Origin of the sequence: Cellulosimicrobium sp. SH8, from assembly GCF_025818875.1 — a bacterium.
Classification (GTDB): domain Bacteria; phylum Actinomycetota; class Actinomycetes; order Actinomycetales; family Cellulomonadaceae; genus Cellulosimicrobium; species Cellulosimicrobium cellulans_D.
Genome location: NZ_JAMXMH010000013.1, coordinates 170571 through 185259, shown reverse-complemented (window position 1 = coordinate 185259; position 14689 = coordinate 170571). Strand labels below are relative to the sequence as shown.

Sequence of the window (14689 nt, the reverse complement as noted above, 5' to 3'; positions counted from 1 at the left end):
GTCGGGCGTCGGCCCGGACGCACGACGCCCCGCGACCGGCGGACCGGTCGCGGGGCGTCGGGTGCGCGGACCCGGGTCGTGGGTCCTACGGCAGACCCAGGGTCAGGCGAGGACCTCGCGCAGGAGCGCGGCGGTCTCGGACGGCGTCTTGCCGACCTTGACGCCGACGGCCTCGAGGGCCTCCTTCTTGGCCTGCGCGGTGCCCGCGGAGCCGGAGACGATCGCGCCGGCGTGGCCCATCGTCTTGCCCTCGGGGGCGGTGAAGCCCGCGACGTACCCGACGACCGGCTTGGTGACGTGGTCCTTGATGTAGGCCGCGGCACGCTCCTCGGCGTCGCCGCCGATCTCGCCGATCATGACGATCGCCTTGGTCTCGGGGTCGTTCTCGAACGCCTCGAGCGCGTCGATGTGCGTGGTGCCGACGATCGGGTCGCCGCCGATGCCGATGGCGGTCGAGAACCCGAGGTCCTTGAGCTCGTACATCATCTGGTAGGTCAGCGTGCCCGACTTCGACACGAGACCGACCGGGCCCTTGCCCGTGATGGTGTGCGGGGTGATGCCGGCGAGCGACTCGCCCGGCGTGATGATGCCGGGGCAGTTCGGGCCGATCATGCGCGTCTTCTTGCCCTGCAGGTAGGCCCAGACCTCGGCCGTGTCCTGGACGGGGACGCCCTCGGTGATGACGACGATGAGCGGCATCTCGGCGTCGACGGCCTCGATCGCGGCGTCCTTGGTGAAGGCCGGCGGGACGAAGAGGACGGACACGTTCGCGCCGGTCTCGGCCATGGCCTCGGCCACCGTGCCGAACACGGGGAGCGTGACGTCGTTGCCCTCGTGGTCCTTGTGCGTGACGGTCGTGCCGGCCTTGCGGGCGTTGACGCCGCCGACGATCTGCGCGCCCGAGTCGAGCATGAGGGCGGTGTGCTTGGCACCCATCCCGCCGGTGATGCCCTGGACGATGATCTTGGAGTCGGAGTTCAGGTAGATCGACATGGTGTTCTCTGTCTCAGCTTTCCGCGTCTTCGGGCGATCAGGCGTTGGCCAGCTCGGCAGCCTTGTCGGCGCCGCCGTCCATGGTCTCGGCGAGCGTCACGAGCGGGTGGTTCGCCTCGCGCAGGATCGCGCGGCCGAGGTCCACGTTGTTGCCGTCGAGGCGCACGACGAGCGGCTTGGAGGCCTCGTCGCCGAGGATCTCGAGCGCGCCGACGATGCCCTTGGCGACCTCGTCGCACGCGGTGATGCCGCCGAAGACGTTGACGAACACCGACTTGACCTGCGGGTCGTTGAGGATGACGTCGAGGCCGTTCGCCATGACCTGCGCGTTGGCGCCGCCGCCGATGTCGAGGAAGTTGGCGGGCTTCACGCCGCCGTGGGCCTCGCCCGCGTACGCGACGACGTCGAGCGTGCTCATGACGAGCCCCGCGCCGTTGCCGATGATGCCGACCTCGCCGTCGAGCTTGACGTAGTTGAGGCCGTTCGCCTTGGCCTTCGCCTCGAGCGGGTCGGTCGACTCCTTGTCCTCCAGCGCCTCGTGGTCCGGGTGACGGACCTCCGACGCGTTGTCGTCCAGCGTGACCTTGCCGTCGAGCGCGATGATCGAGCCGTCCTCGGTGCGGACGAGCGGGTTCACCTCGACGAGCGTCGCGTCCTCGGCCGTGAAGACGGTCCAGAGCTTCTGGATGACCGCCGCGACCGGGGCCTTGAGCTCCTCGGCGAAGCCGGCCGCGTCGACGATCTCGCGCGCCTTGGCCTCGTCGATGCCCACGATCGGGTCGACCGCGACCTTGGCGAGCGCCTCGGGGCGCTCGACCGCGAGCTGCTCGATCTCCATGCCGCCCTCGACGGAGCACATGGCGAGGTAGTTGCGGTTCGACCGGTCGAGGAGCACCGAGAAGTAGAACTCCTCGGCGATCTTGGCGCCCTGGGCGACCATGACGCGGTGGACCGTGTGGCCCTTGATGTCCATGCCGAGGATCTCGGACGCCTTCTCGGCGGTCTCCTCGGGCGAGTGGGCGAGCTTGACGCCGCCGGCCTTGCCGCGGCCGCCGGTCTTCACCTGGGCCTTGACGACCACGGTGCCGCCGCCGAGCTTCTCAGCGCCTGCGCGGGCTTCCTCGGGCGTCGTCGCGACGACCCCGCCCAGCACGGGCACGCCGTGCTTCTCGAAGATGTCGCGCGCCTGGTATTCGAACAGGTCCACCCTGCTGCGTCCTTCCGTCTGATGCGCCGTGTGCGGCATGACCGATGTCTCGACATCAAGACATCCCCGTACAGGGTAGCCCGGGAAGGCCAGGGCTCCTATCGATCGGCCGCGGACCGCGCCCGGTGCCACGTGTTCCGTTCGTCACGCGGCGGCCCGCGTGGGCACGGTCCGCGGTCCGCGAGGCCTCAGCCCGAGACCGGGACGTCGACGAACCGGATGGGCGTGCTGCCGTCGGTGACCGACGTCGACCCCTCGGGCACGTCCACGACGACCGTGTCGGAGCCGAGGTCCGGCCAGACCACGCTCACGGTCGACGTCGTCCCCGACGCCAGCGAGCCGACCGAGGCGTCGGCCAGGACGTTGCGCGCCTGCAGCTCGTAGAAGTCCTGGTCGACGAGGTAGTCGACGGGATAGACCCGCACCCCGCCGTCGAGCAGGGTCACGTTGCTCGCACCGAGCAGTCCCAGACCGAGATCGCCCCGACCGTCCCGGACGGAGCCGAGGACGCTGACGAACGACGCCTGCTCCGGACCGTCGTTGCGCACGGCCAGCTCGCCCACCAGGTACCCGCCGGCGCGCCGCACCTCGACCAGCTCGACGTGCAGACGCTGGATCCCGCCGACCCCGTCGCCGTGCAGGACGACGGCGCCGCCCAGGCCCTCGACGGTCGGGCCCTCCGCGGCGACGAGCCCGTCGGTCGACGGCGCCTCGACCGTCGCGGCGTCCGCGGCGGGCGTGAACTCGACGGTCACCCGGCGGTTGAGCGCGCGCGCCTCGTCGGTCGCCTCCGTCGTCACGGGCTCGCTCTCGCCGCGCCCCTCGACCTGGACGTCGAAACGACCCAGGTCGGCGATCTCCGCCAGCCGGTCCGCGACGGCCCGTGCACGCCGCTCCGAGAGCTCCTGGTTCGCGGCCTCCTCGCCCTGGTCGTCGGTGTGCCCGACGACGACCAGGTCGCCGTCGGCCGCGAGCGCGAGCTGCGCGACGACCGCGTCGAGCGCCTCGCCCGCGTCCGGGCCGATCACGTCCGAGTCGACGTCGAAGAGGACGTCGGAGTCGACGACGACGCTCACCACGTCGTGCGCGTCGCGCGTGCGCACGGCGTCGCCGGCCGTCGTGCTGAACGTCTCGAGGTAGGCGGAGGACGCGACGACGTCCGCGAGGCCGCCCGGCGCGAGCTCCTCCACGGGGACGGTCAGGCCGTCCGCGTCGGCGGCCTCGACCACGGGCACGCCCTCGACCAGGCCCACGGCCGGGACGAGCACCGAGGTGGTGGCCGTCGTCGGGGCGTCGAACGCGACGTGCCCGACGACGGGCTCGCGGCCAGGAGAGAGCATGTACTCCTCGCCCAGGGACGCCAGCGCGACCCCGTCCGGGGTCCGCGCCGCCTCTCGGACGACGCCGGTCTCCAGGTCGACGAGCCGCACGCCGTCGAACGAGTCCTCCTGGGTCAGCGCCCGGTTGGCGAACACGAACCCGGCCATGACCGCCTCGTCGCCTCCGGTGGCCTCGACCTCGACCCGGAGCACCGCGAGGTCGCCGTCCACGACGACCGGCCCGACCTTCGCCTCCACGTCGACCCCGCGCACGTGGCCCTCGACCACGACCGGCGAGGGGTCCGTGGACCGGGCGGGCGCCGCGTCGACCGGCGCCGACGGCTCCCCGGCGGGCGCCTCCGGGCTGACCGTCACGCACCCGGCGACGAGCGTCGCCGTGGTCGCGCCCGCCATGACCGCCAGGAGCGCGCGGCGCGCACGACCCCCGGGCGCGATGGACCGCTGGTGCATCTGTTCCTCTTCCGTCGTCGGTGCCCCCTGCGCCTCCTGGACGCCGGCGCGGCGCCACGACCCTAGTCGACCGTCTTCGACGTCCTGGGGGCGCGTCCACGCACCACCGTTCGTCAACCCTTGTTGACACATGGCGGGGCGTCAACCTAGATTGACATCCATGGAACCCGTCGACATGGACGCCGCGAGCAGCACCGATCCCGACACGGGGCTGCGCGCCGTGCGGTCGCTGCGCGTGCTCGCCGAGCGCCTCGAGGTGCTGCAGGTCGAGCACGCCCGTGCGCTCGGCTGGTCGTGGCAGGAGATCGCCGACCGCCTCGGCGTCACTCGCCAGGCCGTGCACAAGAAGTACGGCGCGTCCCGAACCACCAGGAGGTCATGACATGTTCGAACGCTTCGCCGCCGACGCCCGCGACACGGTGGTCGGCGCCCAGGAGGTCGCCCGTACCCGCGGCGACGACGCCATCGACGCAGCGCACCTGCTCCTCTCCCTCGCCCGCCAGGACGACGGAGCGGGCGCCGCCGCCCTCGCCTCGGTCGGCGTCGACGGCCTCGAACGCCAGGTCGACTCCGCGCGCCGCCACGACACGCTCGACGGCCCGGCGCTCGCCGCCCTCGGGATCGACCTCGACGAGATCCGTGCCCGCACGGACGCGGCGTTCGGGCCCGGGGCGCTGGACCGCGCGGGCGACGACGAACGCACGCGCGGGCGACGCACCCGCCGGTCGCACATCCCGTTCACGCCCGAGGCGAAGAAGGCGCTCGAGCTCTCGCTGCGCGAGGCGGTGCACGCAGGTTCCCGCGCCATCGACTCGGGCCACGTCCTCGCCGCCGTCGCGCGGGCGAAGGGCTCGACGGCGCACCGCGCGCTGGTCGACGCGCTCACCGCGGCGGGGTCCGACGTCGCGGGACTGCGCGTCGCGCTCGCGACCCAGCACCGCAAGGCCTCCTGACCCCGGTGCCCCCGGTCCCGTGCTGCCCTCAGCCGGGAGGGACCGGCCCCGTGAACGCGGCGAGGTCCCACCCGGCGGCCGTCGCCAGCTCACGGTAGGAGCGCTCGAAGAACGCGAGCAGGACGGCGTCGGGGTCCGCCGCGTCGCGCAGCACCCCGCACGGGAGCACGACCTCGCGCAGGCCCGGGTCCCAGTACCCGGGCGCGAGGTCGAGGTCCGTCACCCCGGGCGGCTGCGGGTAGGCGTACGCGTAGACCTGGTCGGCGTGCGTCGTCGGGTCACCGGGCCAGTAGCCGACGGCCAGGTTCTCGGCGTTCTCCGCGTAGCGGTAGATGGGCTCGACGTCGTCCGGCTGGTGGAAGGGCCGCCCGTTGAAGAGCGTGAGCCCCAGGTCGAACGCGCCCCAGTAGAAGCGCGGACCGCTCGACTTGCCGTAGGAGCCGGAGCGGAACCGCTCCATCACCGCGACGACCCGCTGCACGGTCGCGAGCCACGTCCGCGTGCGGTCGCCGTCCCACTCCCCGACCGCGGTGTCCTGCTCGAACGGCACGGGGTCGGGGATCTCGCGCGGCGTCGACCACACGCGCACGGGAACGTCGAGCCGGTCGAGGCACGCGAGCGTCCGCGCGTAGAAGTCGGCGACGGACATCGGCCCCAGCGCGATCGTCTCGGTGCTCCCGTCGGACGTGCGGAACTCGACGCGCTCCGCCACGAGGTCGATCTCGACGTCGAGCGCGCGGTCGCCGACCTGCATCACGGGCGTGACGAACCCGCGCGACGTCACGTGGAACGCGACGTTCCACCAGTGGTTGACGAACGGCGTCAGGTCCAGCACGACCTTGCCGATCACCTGCGTGAACAGGTGGAGCGGCCGGCGGGTCGGCTCCCACCGCCGCACGTCGAGGTCGGGCCAGGGGGCGGGCGCGGGGGCGGGACGGGCGGCCGGCTGGGTCACGGGAGGCTCCTCGGGGCTCGGTCGTCCTGCCACGGTAGGACGCCTCCCGCCCCGGTGCCCGACGACGGGGTGACGCCCGGCGAGCCCCGGCCGCCTAGCGTCGTGGCGTGCCCGAGACGACCTCGCCCCCTGACCGCGCCGACGACCGCCCGTCGGCACCGACCCGACCCGTCCGGGTCACGGCGTCGCCCGGTCACCCGTGGCGGCGCGGTGCCGTCGTCCTCGTCGCGAGCTTCCTGCTGGGCGGCGTGACGTCGTACGCCCAGGGGTTCCTCCCCGACGCCGCGGCGCCGTTCGCGAACTCGGCGAGCGGCTGGACGCTGCTCACCGCGCTGCTGGTCGCCTGGTCCGCACGCGACCCGCGCACCCGGACGTGGCACGCCGCCGTGCTGGGCGCCGCGAGCTTCGTCGTGCTCGTGGTCGGCTACACCGTCGCCGCCGACCTGCGCGGGTTCTTCTACGACCCGACGATGTTCGGCGCGGTCGGCCTGGTCGTCGGACCGTTCGTGGGGGTCGCGGCGGCGTGGTTGTGGCGCACGGGCGTCCACGCCGCTCTCGGCACCGCGGTGCTCGCGGGCATCGGCGTCGGCGAGTCGGTGTACGGGCTCACGACCGTCGTCGAGACGACGGGCGCCGCCTACTGGGTCGTGATCGGCGTGGTCTCGCTCGCGCTGCTCGCCGGCATGCTCGCGCGCAGGCTCCGGGGAGCCCTGCCGGTCGCGACCGCCGTCGTGGGCACCGCCGTCGTGTCAGCAGCGTTCGTCGTCGCCTATCGCGCCCTGGGCACGATCGGCTGACTCGCCGGGCGCACCCCCGCACGCCGGGAGAGCGATCCCGGCCCAGAGAGCGGTCCACGGCACCCGGTACGTCGCTACGTCCGTCGGAGGTCGCTGTCGCGGCGCCGAGGCGCTCTCAGAGCTTGGTCACCGGCGAGTAGCGCAGCAGGAGGCGCTTGGTCCCGTCGGCCCCGAAGTCGATCTTCGCGACCGCGTTCGGGCCAGCGCCCTCGAGCGCGACGACGGTCCCCAGCCCGTAGGCGTCGTGGGTCACCTTGTCCCCGACCGCGAGGTTCGGCACGTCCCCGTCGGCCCGCGGCGTCGCCGACCCGAACTTCGCCCCACCGGACGGCGAGCCGAACGCGGCGCGGGCAGGGGCCGACGACGACGGGTCGTGGCGGGACTGGCGGGAGCTGCCCGAGGAACGAGGGCCGCGGATGGTAGACCCGTCGTCGGCGGCCCCTGACCGCGCCCCCGACCCGAACCCCGACCGCGAACCGGACCACGACCCCGAGCCGCGGCCCCAGACCGACCCGCCCGCGCGCAGCGTCGCCATCGACGACTCGCGCCGCCGCCAGTCCCACAGCTCCTCCGGGATCTCCTCGAGGAACCGGCTGGGCGGGAACTCGTTGGCCATCCCCCACGCCGACCGCACCGCGGACCGCGAGACGTAGAGCCGCTCGCGCGCCCGGGTGATGCCCACGTACGCGAGGCGGCGCTCCTCGGCGAGCTCGGCGTCGTCGTGCAGGGACCGCATGTGCGGGAACGTGCCGTCCTCCATGCCGGTGAGGAACACGACCGGGAACTCGAGGCCCTTGGCCGTGTGGAGCGTCATGAGCGTGACGACGCCCGGGTCCTCCCTCTCCTCGCCCTCCGCGTCGTCGTCCGCGTCGTCCGCCGGGATCTGGTCGGCGTCCGCAACGAGCGACACACGCTCGAGGAAGTCGGACAGCGTGCCCTCGGGGTCGAGCTCGGTGAACTCCGTCGCGACGGCGTGCAGCTCGGCGAGGTTCTCGACGCGCGTGGCGTCCTGCGGGTCGTCGCTCGCGCGGAGCTCGGCGAGGTACCCCGTGCGGTCGAGGACCGCGCCGAGGATGTCCGAGGGCGTCGCGCCGGACTCCGCGAGCTCGCGCAGCCCGGTCATGAGCTCGACGAACGCGCGCAGCGGGTTGAGCGTGCGGTTCGTCAGACCGGGGATCTCGTCGATCCGGGCGAGCGCCGCGCCGAACGAGATGCGCTCGCGGTCCGCGAGCGCCGCGACGGCCCCCTCCGCCCGGTCGCCGAGCCCGCGCTTGGGCGTGTTGAGCACGCGGCGCAGGTTGACGTCGTCGTCGAGGTTGTCGATCGCGCGCAGGTACGCGACCGCGTCCTTGACCTCGCGGCGCTCGTAGAAGCGCGTGCCGCCGACGACCTTGTACGGCAGGCCGACGCGGATGAGCACCTCCTCCAGCGCGCGGGACTGGGCGTTGGTGCGGTAGAACACCGCGACGTCGCCGGGCCGCACGCCGTCGGAGTCGCCGAGGCGGTCGATCTCCTCCGCGACGAACCGCGCCTCCTCGTGCTCGTTGTCCGCGACGTAGCCGATGACCTTGGCGCCCGCGCCCGAGTCGGTCCACAGGCGCTTGGGCTTGCGGTCGGGGTTGCGGGAGATGACGGCGTTGGCGGCGGAGAGGATGTTCTGGGTCGAGCGGTAGTTCTGCTCGAGCAGGATGGTCCGCGCGTCGGGGTAGTCGGCCTCGAACTCGAGGATGTTGCGGATCGTCGCGCCGCGGAACGCGTAGATCGACTGGTCGGCGTCGCCGACGACGGTGAGCTCGGCGGGGTCGAGCGCCGGGACCTGCGCCTCGCCGGTGCCGCTCGTCGCGGCGTCGGTGGCGGCGGAGTCCTCGCCGACCCCGGCGAGCTCGCGCACGAGCACGTACTGCGCGTGGTTGGTGTCCTGGTACTCGTCGACGAGCACGTGCCGGAACCGGCGGCGGTAGTGCTCCGCGACGGCGGGGAACGCCTGGAGCAGGTTGACCGTGGTCATGATGATGTCGTCGAAGTCGAGCGCGCTGGCCGCGACGAGCCGCGCCTGGTAGCGCGTGTAGACGTCGGCGAGCACCTGGTCGAACTCGGGCACGCCCGCGCCGTGCTGGCCGCCCCGCGCCGCGAGGCCGTCGTCCGTCGCGTGGGCGCCGGAGTCCCGGGCGTAGGTCTCCGGGTCGATGAGCTCGTTCTTGAGGTCCGAGATCTTGTTCGCGAGCGAGCGCGCCGGGTACTTCTTGGGGTCGAGGTCCAGCTCGCGCGTGACGAGGGTGATGAGCCGCTGCGAGTCCGCGGCGTCGTAGATCGAGAAGCTCGACCGCAGCCCGAGCGTCTTCGCCTCGCGCCGCAGGATGCGCACGCACGCGGAGTGGAACGTCGAGACCCACATGTTCCGCGCCGAGGGCCCGACGAGGGCCTCCACGCGCTCGCGCATCTCCGCCGCGGCCTTGTTCGTGAACGTGATCGCGAGGATCTGCCCGGCGTTCGAGCGGCGCGTGGCGAGCAGGTACGCGATGCGGTGCGTGAGCACGCGCGTCTTGCCGGACCCCGCACCCGCCACGATGAGCAGCGGCCCGCCCGCGTGCACGACGGCCTCCCGCTGCTGCGGGTTGAGCCCGTCGAGCAGCGCGTCGGGGTCGAGGTGGGCGTACCGGCCCTTGCGCTCCCCCGTGCCCGACGGCGATCCGGTGCCCCCCGGCCCGCCCGGGGCGCCGTCCCCGACGGGCGACCCGGCGCCGTCGGGCACGGCCGGGTCGTCGGTCCAGCGCGGGGCGGTCCGCGGGAGGCGGGACTCGCCGCCGTGGTCGACGCGCGGGCCGTCGAACAGCGTGTCGAGGCCGGGCAGCGGAAGGTTCTCGAAGAGCGAAGCCATAGCCCCTCCAGCCTAGGCGCCCCCGCCCACACCCGGTGCCGCCCCGCCGATGAGTCGTGCCGTCCGCGACGGTCTCCCCCGTGACGACCGCAACACCCCGCACCACGAAGGAGACACCATGGCGACGACCCACCTCACCGGCGTCCACACCGTCGCGGTCCCGGTGACCGACCAGGACCGCGCGCTCGCGTACTACACGGGGACGCTCGGATTCGAGGTCCGCATGGACGGCGAGCTCCAGGAGGGGTTCCGGTGGATCGAGGTCGCTCCCCCGGGCTCCGCGACGTCGGTCGCGCTCGTCGCCGCCGGGGACGGCGTCCCCGCGGGCGTCGACACCGGCATCCGCCTCACGACCTCCGACGCGGCCGCCGACCACGCGGCGCTCACCGACGCCGGGGCGAGCACCGGCGAGCTCCTGCGCTGGGAGGGCGTCCCGCCGATGTTCTCGCTGCGCGACGTCGACGGGAACACGCTCTACGTGATGGAGATCCCCGGCTGACCGACCACGCCGGCCGGTCAGGTGATCGCGAGCCCGACGCCCCACGTCGCCGCTGCGAGGAGCCCGCCGAGGAGCTGCACGAGGATCGTGATGCCGGTGGCCTGCATCGCGGCGACGGTCGCGCGCCACGCGGCGCGCCGGTCGCGGCGGCGCAGGAGCTCGGCCACGAACACGGCGAGGACGAACCCGATGAAGAGCCCGATCACGGGGATGACGAAGAACCCGACGACGCCCGCGATCCCGCCCCAGACGAGGGTCGACCACGGGACGTCCGCGCGGCGCATGTGGCGACCCGCGAGGACGTACTGCGACACCTCGGCGGCGACCACGAGCACCGCGGCGACCGCGAAGACGACCCACGCGGCGGTGCCGCCCGTGACGATCGCCCAGACGAGGACCGCACCGAGCACGAGCACGTTCCCGGGCAGCACCTGCACGACGATCCCGACCAGACCGACCAGGATCGCCAGCCCGACGAGGACCTCTCCACCGACGCTCACGGGGGAAACCCTCGCACGTCGGGCGCGCTACGCACGCCCCGCGAGCGGCACCAGCCGCGGGTGCGCTGCGCCGTCGAGCACCCAGGACCGGATCATCGCGCTGAACAGGTCCGGGTCCTCCGCGCTCCACTGGTGGTGCATCCCGGGCGCGAGGCGCACGACGGCGTCCGGGACCCGGCGCGCGATCGTCCCGAGCGCGGCGCGGGCCGCGCGCAGGTCCCGCGAGCCCGCGACGGCGAGGACGCGCGCACCGGAGGTCTCGATGCCCGTCGGCCAGCACCCGTCGTAGACGTCCTCGACGGTCCGGGCCATGTTGTCCCGGCGGATCGCGAGGCCGGAGCGGACGAACAGGTCGCGCGCCTCCGCGGGGAGGCCGAAGGAGCGCGCCTGCGCCTCCCAGTACCAGCGCCGGTCCCAGACCCGGAGCTGCGCGCGCCCGAACGCCCCGGTGAGCCCGCGCACGCCGTCGACCGCCGCGCCGGACACGAGGACCGAGCGGACCAGGCCCGGGTGCCGCGCGGCGACGTGCAGGGCGACGACCCCGCCGTACGACAGCCCGACGAGGTGCACGGCCCGGCCCGCGGGCAGCGCGGCGACGAGGTCGGCCACGTCGTCCGCCGTGGCACCGATCGACACGACGTCCTGCGCGGCACGGGACCCGAATCCCGGCAGGTCGGGCGTCCAGAGGTCGAGGTCGGCGAGGTGCTCCACCTGCGGCTCCCACATCCACGACGCCACGTTGCCGCCGTGCAGCAGGACGACGGACAAGTCGCTCGTGCCTGGGGCGCCCGGTCGGGTGGCGGGGTGGTGCACGACGGCGTCCGGCGCGCTCACGGGAGCACCTCTCCCTCGGTCTCGTCGAGCCACGCGAGCTCGGCCCGGGCGTGCGCGAGACCGTGGCGCAGGGTCGCGAGCCGCAGGGCGAGGCCGCGCGTGCCGCGGACGCGGTCCGCGTCAGGGCCACCGCCCGCGAGGACCGCCGCGACCCGCTCCTCCTCCGCGGCGAGCGCGACGATCGTCTCCTCCGCCAGCGCGCGCCGGGACGTGAGGAGCGTCGCGACCCCGTCGTCGTCGAGCTGGTCCGCGAAGAAGAGGCGGCCGAGGAAGGGCTCACGGGAGTCCTCGGGCTCGAGCGGCGAGGCGAGCCAGTCGCGCAGCGCCGCGCGGCCGGCGGCGGTGATCGTGTGGACCTTCCGGTCGGGGTAGCTCTCCTGGGGCACGACCTCGACCTCGGCCAGCCCCGCGTCGACGATCGCGGCGAGCGTGCGGTAGAGCTGCGAGCGGTCGGCCGCCCAGAAGTGGCGCACGGAGGAGTCGAACGCGCGCTTGAGGTCGTAGCCCGTCATGGGCCGGACCGTGAGCAGCCCGAGGACGAGATATCGGAGGACCATGCGACTAGTGGACCATGCACCTAGCCCCCCGTCAACGCCCCGGAGACGACGGAGGCCCGTCGACGGACGATCCGTCGACGGGCCCCGGCCGGGTCGCTGCGGTCAGTTCCAGAAGACCGCGACGAGGATGTTCACGAGGGTCAGGCCACCGATGGCGTGCTTGACGCCCGGCGCCACGGCGCCGTCGGCCGCCTTGGCCCCCTGGCGCTTGGCGACGAACGCGAGGACGGCGATGACCAGGGCGATGACCAGCTTGACGCCGATCTTGGCCATGTCCGGGCCGCCATTCGGCCAGGTCTCCCAGACGGACGCCTCGCCGATCCCGACCATGGCGATCCCCGCGACGAGCGCGGTGAGCGCGCCGTGGAAGACACCCTTGTACAGGCCCGGCGAGCGCAGGGACGCGAGGTAGCCGCCGAGGACGATGGCCCACCCGATGAAGTGCAGCGCGACGAAGACGTTGTAGAGGAAGTCCATGCCGTCATCCTATTTGCTGACGCCCGTGTCGTGAAACTTTGCACAAGGTGAGCCGCGCCGCACTCCCCGCCGCACCCTCCGGCAGGCCGGACATCCTGCTGGACAAAGTTGACTCTATCGGTCTAGTATTTCCGGTTTCCCACCATACGGACGAGGGGTGTCCACCACGCTGGACCGCGGCTATCGTTCTGCGCATGACCACGGCAGCCCGCACCCTCCTCGTGACCTCGCGTCACGGGATGCCGGCGTGCGCGCACACGTGTCTCAGCTGTTGTCGCTGAACCGCGCCCGACTCAGCGCGAGCCCGCAGGCTCGCCCCTCTCCCCGGAGAAACCCTGAGAACCGGCGCGCGCCGTCGGTCCTCAGCCACTCGCACCCTCGCTGAGCGCTCGCCGTCGCGCGTCCCCGCCCCCGCACGAGGACACGAGGAACCCCGATGACGCAGGTCACGACGGTGCCGGACGCCACCCCGGCCCGACCTGAGCGCCCGGCCCGCACCGGTGAGCGGCCCGCCCGCCCGGCGCGAGCCGCCCGGCCGAACGGGCAGTGGAAGATCGACGGCACCGAGCCGCTCAACGGCAACGAGAAGTGGAAGCAGGAGGACGGCGGGCTGTCCGTCCGCGAGCGGATCGAGACGATCTACGCGCGGGAGGGCTTCGACTCCATCACCGGCGACGACCTGCACGGGCGGTTCCGCTGGTGGGGCCTCTACACGCAGCGCAAGCCCGGGATCGACGGCGGCAAGACGGCGACGCTCGAGCCGCAGGAGCTCGAGGACAAGTTCTTCATGCTCCGGGTCCGCATCGACGGCGGGGCGCTGACGACCGAGCAGCTCCGCGTCATCGCGGACATCTCGAAGGACTTCGGTCGCGACAGCGCGGACATCACCGACCGCCAGAACATCCAGCTCCACTGGGTCGAGGTCGAGAACGTCCCGGAGATCTGGCGCCGCCTGGAGGCCGTCGGCCTCCAGACCACGGAGGCGTGCGGCGACGTCCCGCGCGTCGTGCTCGGCAGCCCCGTCGCCGGGATCGCTGCCGACGAGCTCATCGACATCGGCCCGGCCGTCGCGGGGATCACCGAGAAGTACATCGGCGTCCCCGAGCTCGCGAACCTCCCGCGCAAGTTCAAGACCGCGCTCACCGGGCACCCGAGCCAGGACGTCGTGCACGAGATCAACGACGTCGCGTTCGTCGCGCACCGCCACCCCGAGCTCGGCGTCGGGTTCGACCTGTGGGTGGGCGGCGGGCTGTCCGCGAACCCGCGCCTCGGCGAGCGCCTCGGGGCGTTCGTCACCGAGGAGCAGGTGCCCGACGTCTGGCACGGTGTCGTGCAGATCTTCCGCGACTACGGCTACCGCCGGCTGCGCAACAAGGCGCGCCTCAAGTTCCTCCTCGCCGACTGGGGGCCCGAGAAGTTCCGCGAGGTCCTCGAGACCGAGTACCTCGGGTACGCGCTCCCCGACGGCCCGCCCGCGCCCAAGCCGCCCGTGCCCGGCGACCACGTGGGCGTGCACAAGCAGAAGGACGGGCTCAACTACGTCGGCGCCGCGCCGTACGTCGGCCGCGTGTCCGGGACGATCCTCGCGAACGTCGCCGACCTGGCCGAGTCGGTCGGGTCGCACCGCGTGCGCCTCACGCCGCACCAGAAGCTCCTCGTGCTCGACGTCCCGGACGAGCACCTCGAGCACGTCGTCTCGACGCTCAAGGCCAACGGGCTCGACGCCAACCCGAGCCCGTTCCGCCGCAGCACGATCGCGTGCACGGGCATCGAGTACTGCAAGCTCGCCATCGTCGACACCAAGGACACCGCGACCGCCACGATCGACGAGCTCGAGAAGCGGCTCGGCGACCTGTCGCACATGAAGCCGCTCTCGCTGCACGTCAACGGGTGCCCCAACTCGTGCGCGCGCATCCAGACGGCGGACATCGGGCTCAAGGGCCAGCTCGTGATGGACGACGACGGCGAGCAGGTCCCGGGCTTCCAGGTCCACCTGGGCGGCGGGCTGGCGTCCGACGACCGCGAGCTCGCCGGCATGGGCCGCACCGTGCGCGGGCTCAAGGTCACCGCCACCGACCTGCCGGACTACGTCGAGCGCGTCGTCCGGCGGTACGAGGCGGACAAGGACGGGACCGAGACCTTCGCCGAGTGGGCGCACCGAGCGGACGAGGAGGCGCTCCAGTGAGCGAGGACCAGGGCGTGACGACCACCACCGCCGACACCCCGTCGTCGGGCACCGTCGACCCGCT

At 73.1% G+C, this 14689-nt stretch carries 14 protein-coding genes; 5 read left to right on the top strand and 9 right to left on the bottom strand.

Annotated features, from left to right (window positions below):
* Positions 1–102 precede the first annotated feature (102 nt).
* The 3 genes from sucD to NF338_RS18335 form a co-directional block, all read right to left on the bottom strand.
* Positions 103–993 carry a succinate--CoA ligase subunit alpha gene (sucD, locus tag NF338_RS18345; RefSeq protein ID WP_087471388.1) on the bottom strand — a complete coding sequence of 297 codons (891 nt, stop codon included), beginning with the start codon at positions 991–993 and terminating at the stop codon, positions 103–105.
* Between the two features lie 37 nt (positions 994–1030).
* On the bottom strand, positions 1031–2200 hold the full coding sequence (gene sucC / locus NF338_RS18340; RefSeq protein WP_087471387.1) for an ADP-forming succinate--CoA ligase subunit beta: 1170 nt from the start codon (positions 2198–2200) through the stop codon (positions 1031–1033).
* Between the two features lie 188 nt (positions 2201–2388).
* Positions 2389–3990 carry an OmpA family protein gene (locus NF338_RS18335; RefSeq protein ID WP_264032063.1) on the bottom strand — a complete coding sequence of 534 codons (1602 nt, stop codon included), beginning with the start codon at positions 3988–3990 and terminating at the stop codon, positions 2389–2391.
* Between the two features lie 160 nt (positions 3991–4150).
* Here NF338_RS18335 and NF338_RS18330 point away from each other — a divergent pair, with 160 nt between their 5' ends.
* Both NF338_RS18330 and NF338_RS18325 read left to right on the top strand, forming a co-directional pair.
* Positions 4151–4372 (top strand): helix-turn-helix domain-containing protein, encoded by a 222-nt coding sequence (locus NF338_RS18330; RefSeq protein ID WP_087471385.1) that lies wholly within the window; start codon positions 4151–4153, stop codon positions 4370–4372.
* A 1-nt stretch (position 4373) separates the two neighbouring features.
* Positions 4374–4943, top strand: a complete 570-nt coding sequence (locus NF338_RS18325) for a Clp protease N-terminal domain-containing protein (RefSeq protein WP_264032062.1) — start codon at positions 4374–4376, stop codon at positions 4941–4943.
* 28 nt (positions 4944–4971) lie between these two features.
* On the opposite strand, the gene NF338_RS18320 is transcribed toward NF338_RS18325, so the two are convergent.
* Positions 4972–5898: a DUF5996 family protein gene (locus tag NF338_RS18320; RefSeq protein WP_264032061.1), complete on the bottom strand. Its 927-nt coding sequence runs from the start codon at positions 5896–5898 to the stop codon at positions 4972–4974.
* Between the two features lie 107 nt (positions 5899–6005).
* Here NF338_RS18320 and NF338_RS18315 point away from each other — a divergent pair, with 107 nt between their 5' ends.
* Positions 6006–6695 (top strand): DUF6518 family protein, encoded by a 690-nt coding sequence (locus tag NF338_RS18315; protein WP_264032060.1) that lies wholly within the window; start codon positions 6006–6008, stop codon positions 6693–6695.
* A 115-nt stretch (positions 6696–6810) separates the two neighbouring features.
* On the opposite strand, the gene pcrA is transcribed toward NF338_RS18315, so the two are convergent.
* The gene (pcrA, locus tag NF338_RS18310; protein ID WP_264032059.1) at positions 6811–9573 is read right to left on the bottom strand and encodes a DNA helicase PcrA; all 2763 of its coding nucleotides are present in this window, start codon (positions 9571–9573) and stop codon (positions 6811–6813) included.
* 118 nt (positions 9574–9691) lie between these two features.
* Between pcrA and NF338_RS18305 the strand changes: the two genes are divergently transcribed.
* A complete protein-coding gene (locus tag NF338_RS18305) occupies positions 9692–10072 on the top strand; it encodes a VOC family protein (protein ID WP_264032058.1) in 381 nt (126 codons plus the stop codon).
* A gap of 17 nt (positions 10073–10089) precedes the next feature.
* Here the strand turns inward: NF338_RS18305 and NF338_RS18300 are convergent, their stop codons facing one another.
* The 4 genes from NF338_RS18300 to NF338_RS18285 all read right to left on the bottom strand — a co-directional run bounded on the left by NF338_RS18300 (position 10090) and on the right by NF338_RS18285 (position 12440).
* Positions 10090–10572, bottom strand: a complete 483-nt coding sequence (locus NF338_RS18300) for a DUF456 domain-containing protein (protein ID WP_264032057.1) — start codon at positions 10570–10572, stop codon at positions 10090–10092.
* A gap of 27 nt (positions 10573–10599) precedes the next feature.
* Positions 10600–11406 carry an alpha/beta fold hydrolase gene (locus tag NF338_RS18295; RefSeq protein WP_264032056.1) on the bottom strand — a complete coding sequence of 269 codons (807 nt, stop codon included), beginning with the start codon at positions 11404–11406 and terminating at the stop codon, positions 10600–10602.
* Positions 11403–11963 (bottom strand): PadR family transcriptional regulator, encoded by a 561-nt coding sequence (locus NF338_RS18290; RefSeq protein ID WP_264032055.1) that lies wholly within the window; start codon positions 11961–11963, stop codon positions 11403–11405. Before NF338_RS18290 ends, NF338_RS18295 begins: the two co-directional genes overlap by 4 nt.
* 102 nt (positions 11964–12065) lie before the next feature.
* Positions 12066–12440: a hypothetical protein gene (locus tag NF338_RS18285; protein WP_264032054.1), complete on the bottom strand. Its 375-nt coding sequence runs from the start codon at positions 12438–12440 to the stop codon at positions 12066–12068.
* A gap of 436 nt (positions 12441–12876) precedes the next feature.
* Here NF338_RS18285 and NF338_RS18280 point away from each other — a divergent pair, with 436 nt between their 5' ends.
* On the top strand, positions 12877–14625 hold the full coding sequence (locus NF338_RS18280) for a nitrite/sulfite reductase (protein ID WP_264032053.1): 1749 nt from the start codon (positions 12877–12879) through the stop codon (positions 14623–14625).
* Positions 14626–14689: the final 64 nt, after the last annotated feature.

Bases quoted from the DNA above. Each gene is read 5' to 3' on its own strand.
- sucD (WP_087471388.1), bottom strand. From the start codon at position 993: ATGTCGATCTACCTGAACTCCGACTCCAAGATCATCGTCCAGGGCATC.
- NF338_RS18335 (WP_264032063.1), bottom strand. From the start codon at position 3,990: ATGCACCAGCGGTCCATCGCGCCCGGGGGTCGTGCGCGCCGCGCGCTC.
- NF338_RS18330 (WP_087471385.1), top strand. From the start codon at position 4,151: ATGGAACCCGTCGACATGGACGCCGCGAGCAGCACCGATCCCGACACG.
- NF338_RS18325 (WP_264032062.1), top strand. From the start codon at position 4,374: ATGTTCGAACGCTTCGCCGCCGACGCCCGCGACACGGTGGTCGGCGCC.
- pcrA (WP_264032059.1), bottom strand. From the start codon at position 9,573: ATGGCTTCGCTCTTCGAGAACCTTCCGCTGCCCGGCCTCGACACGCTG.
- NF338_RS18305 (WP_264032058.1), top strand. From the start codon at position 9,692: ATGGCGACGACCCACCTCACCGGCGTCCACACCGTCGCGGTCCCGGTG.
- NF338_RS18290 (WP_264032055.1), bottom strand. From the start codon at position 11,963: ATGGTCCTCCGATATCTCGTCCTCGGGCTGCTCACGGTCCGGCCCATG.
- NF338_RS18285 (WP_264032054.1), bottom strand. From the start codon at position 12,440: ATGGACTTCCTCTACAACGTCTTCGTCGCGCTGCACTTCATCGGGTGG.
- NF338_RS18280 (WP_264032053.1), top strand. From the start codon at position 12,877: ATGACGCAGGTCACGACGGTGCCGGACGCCACCCCGGCCCGACCTGAG.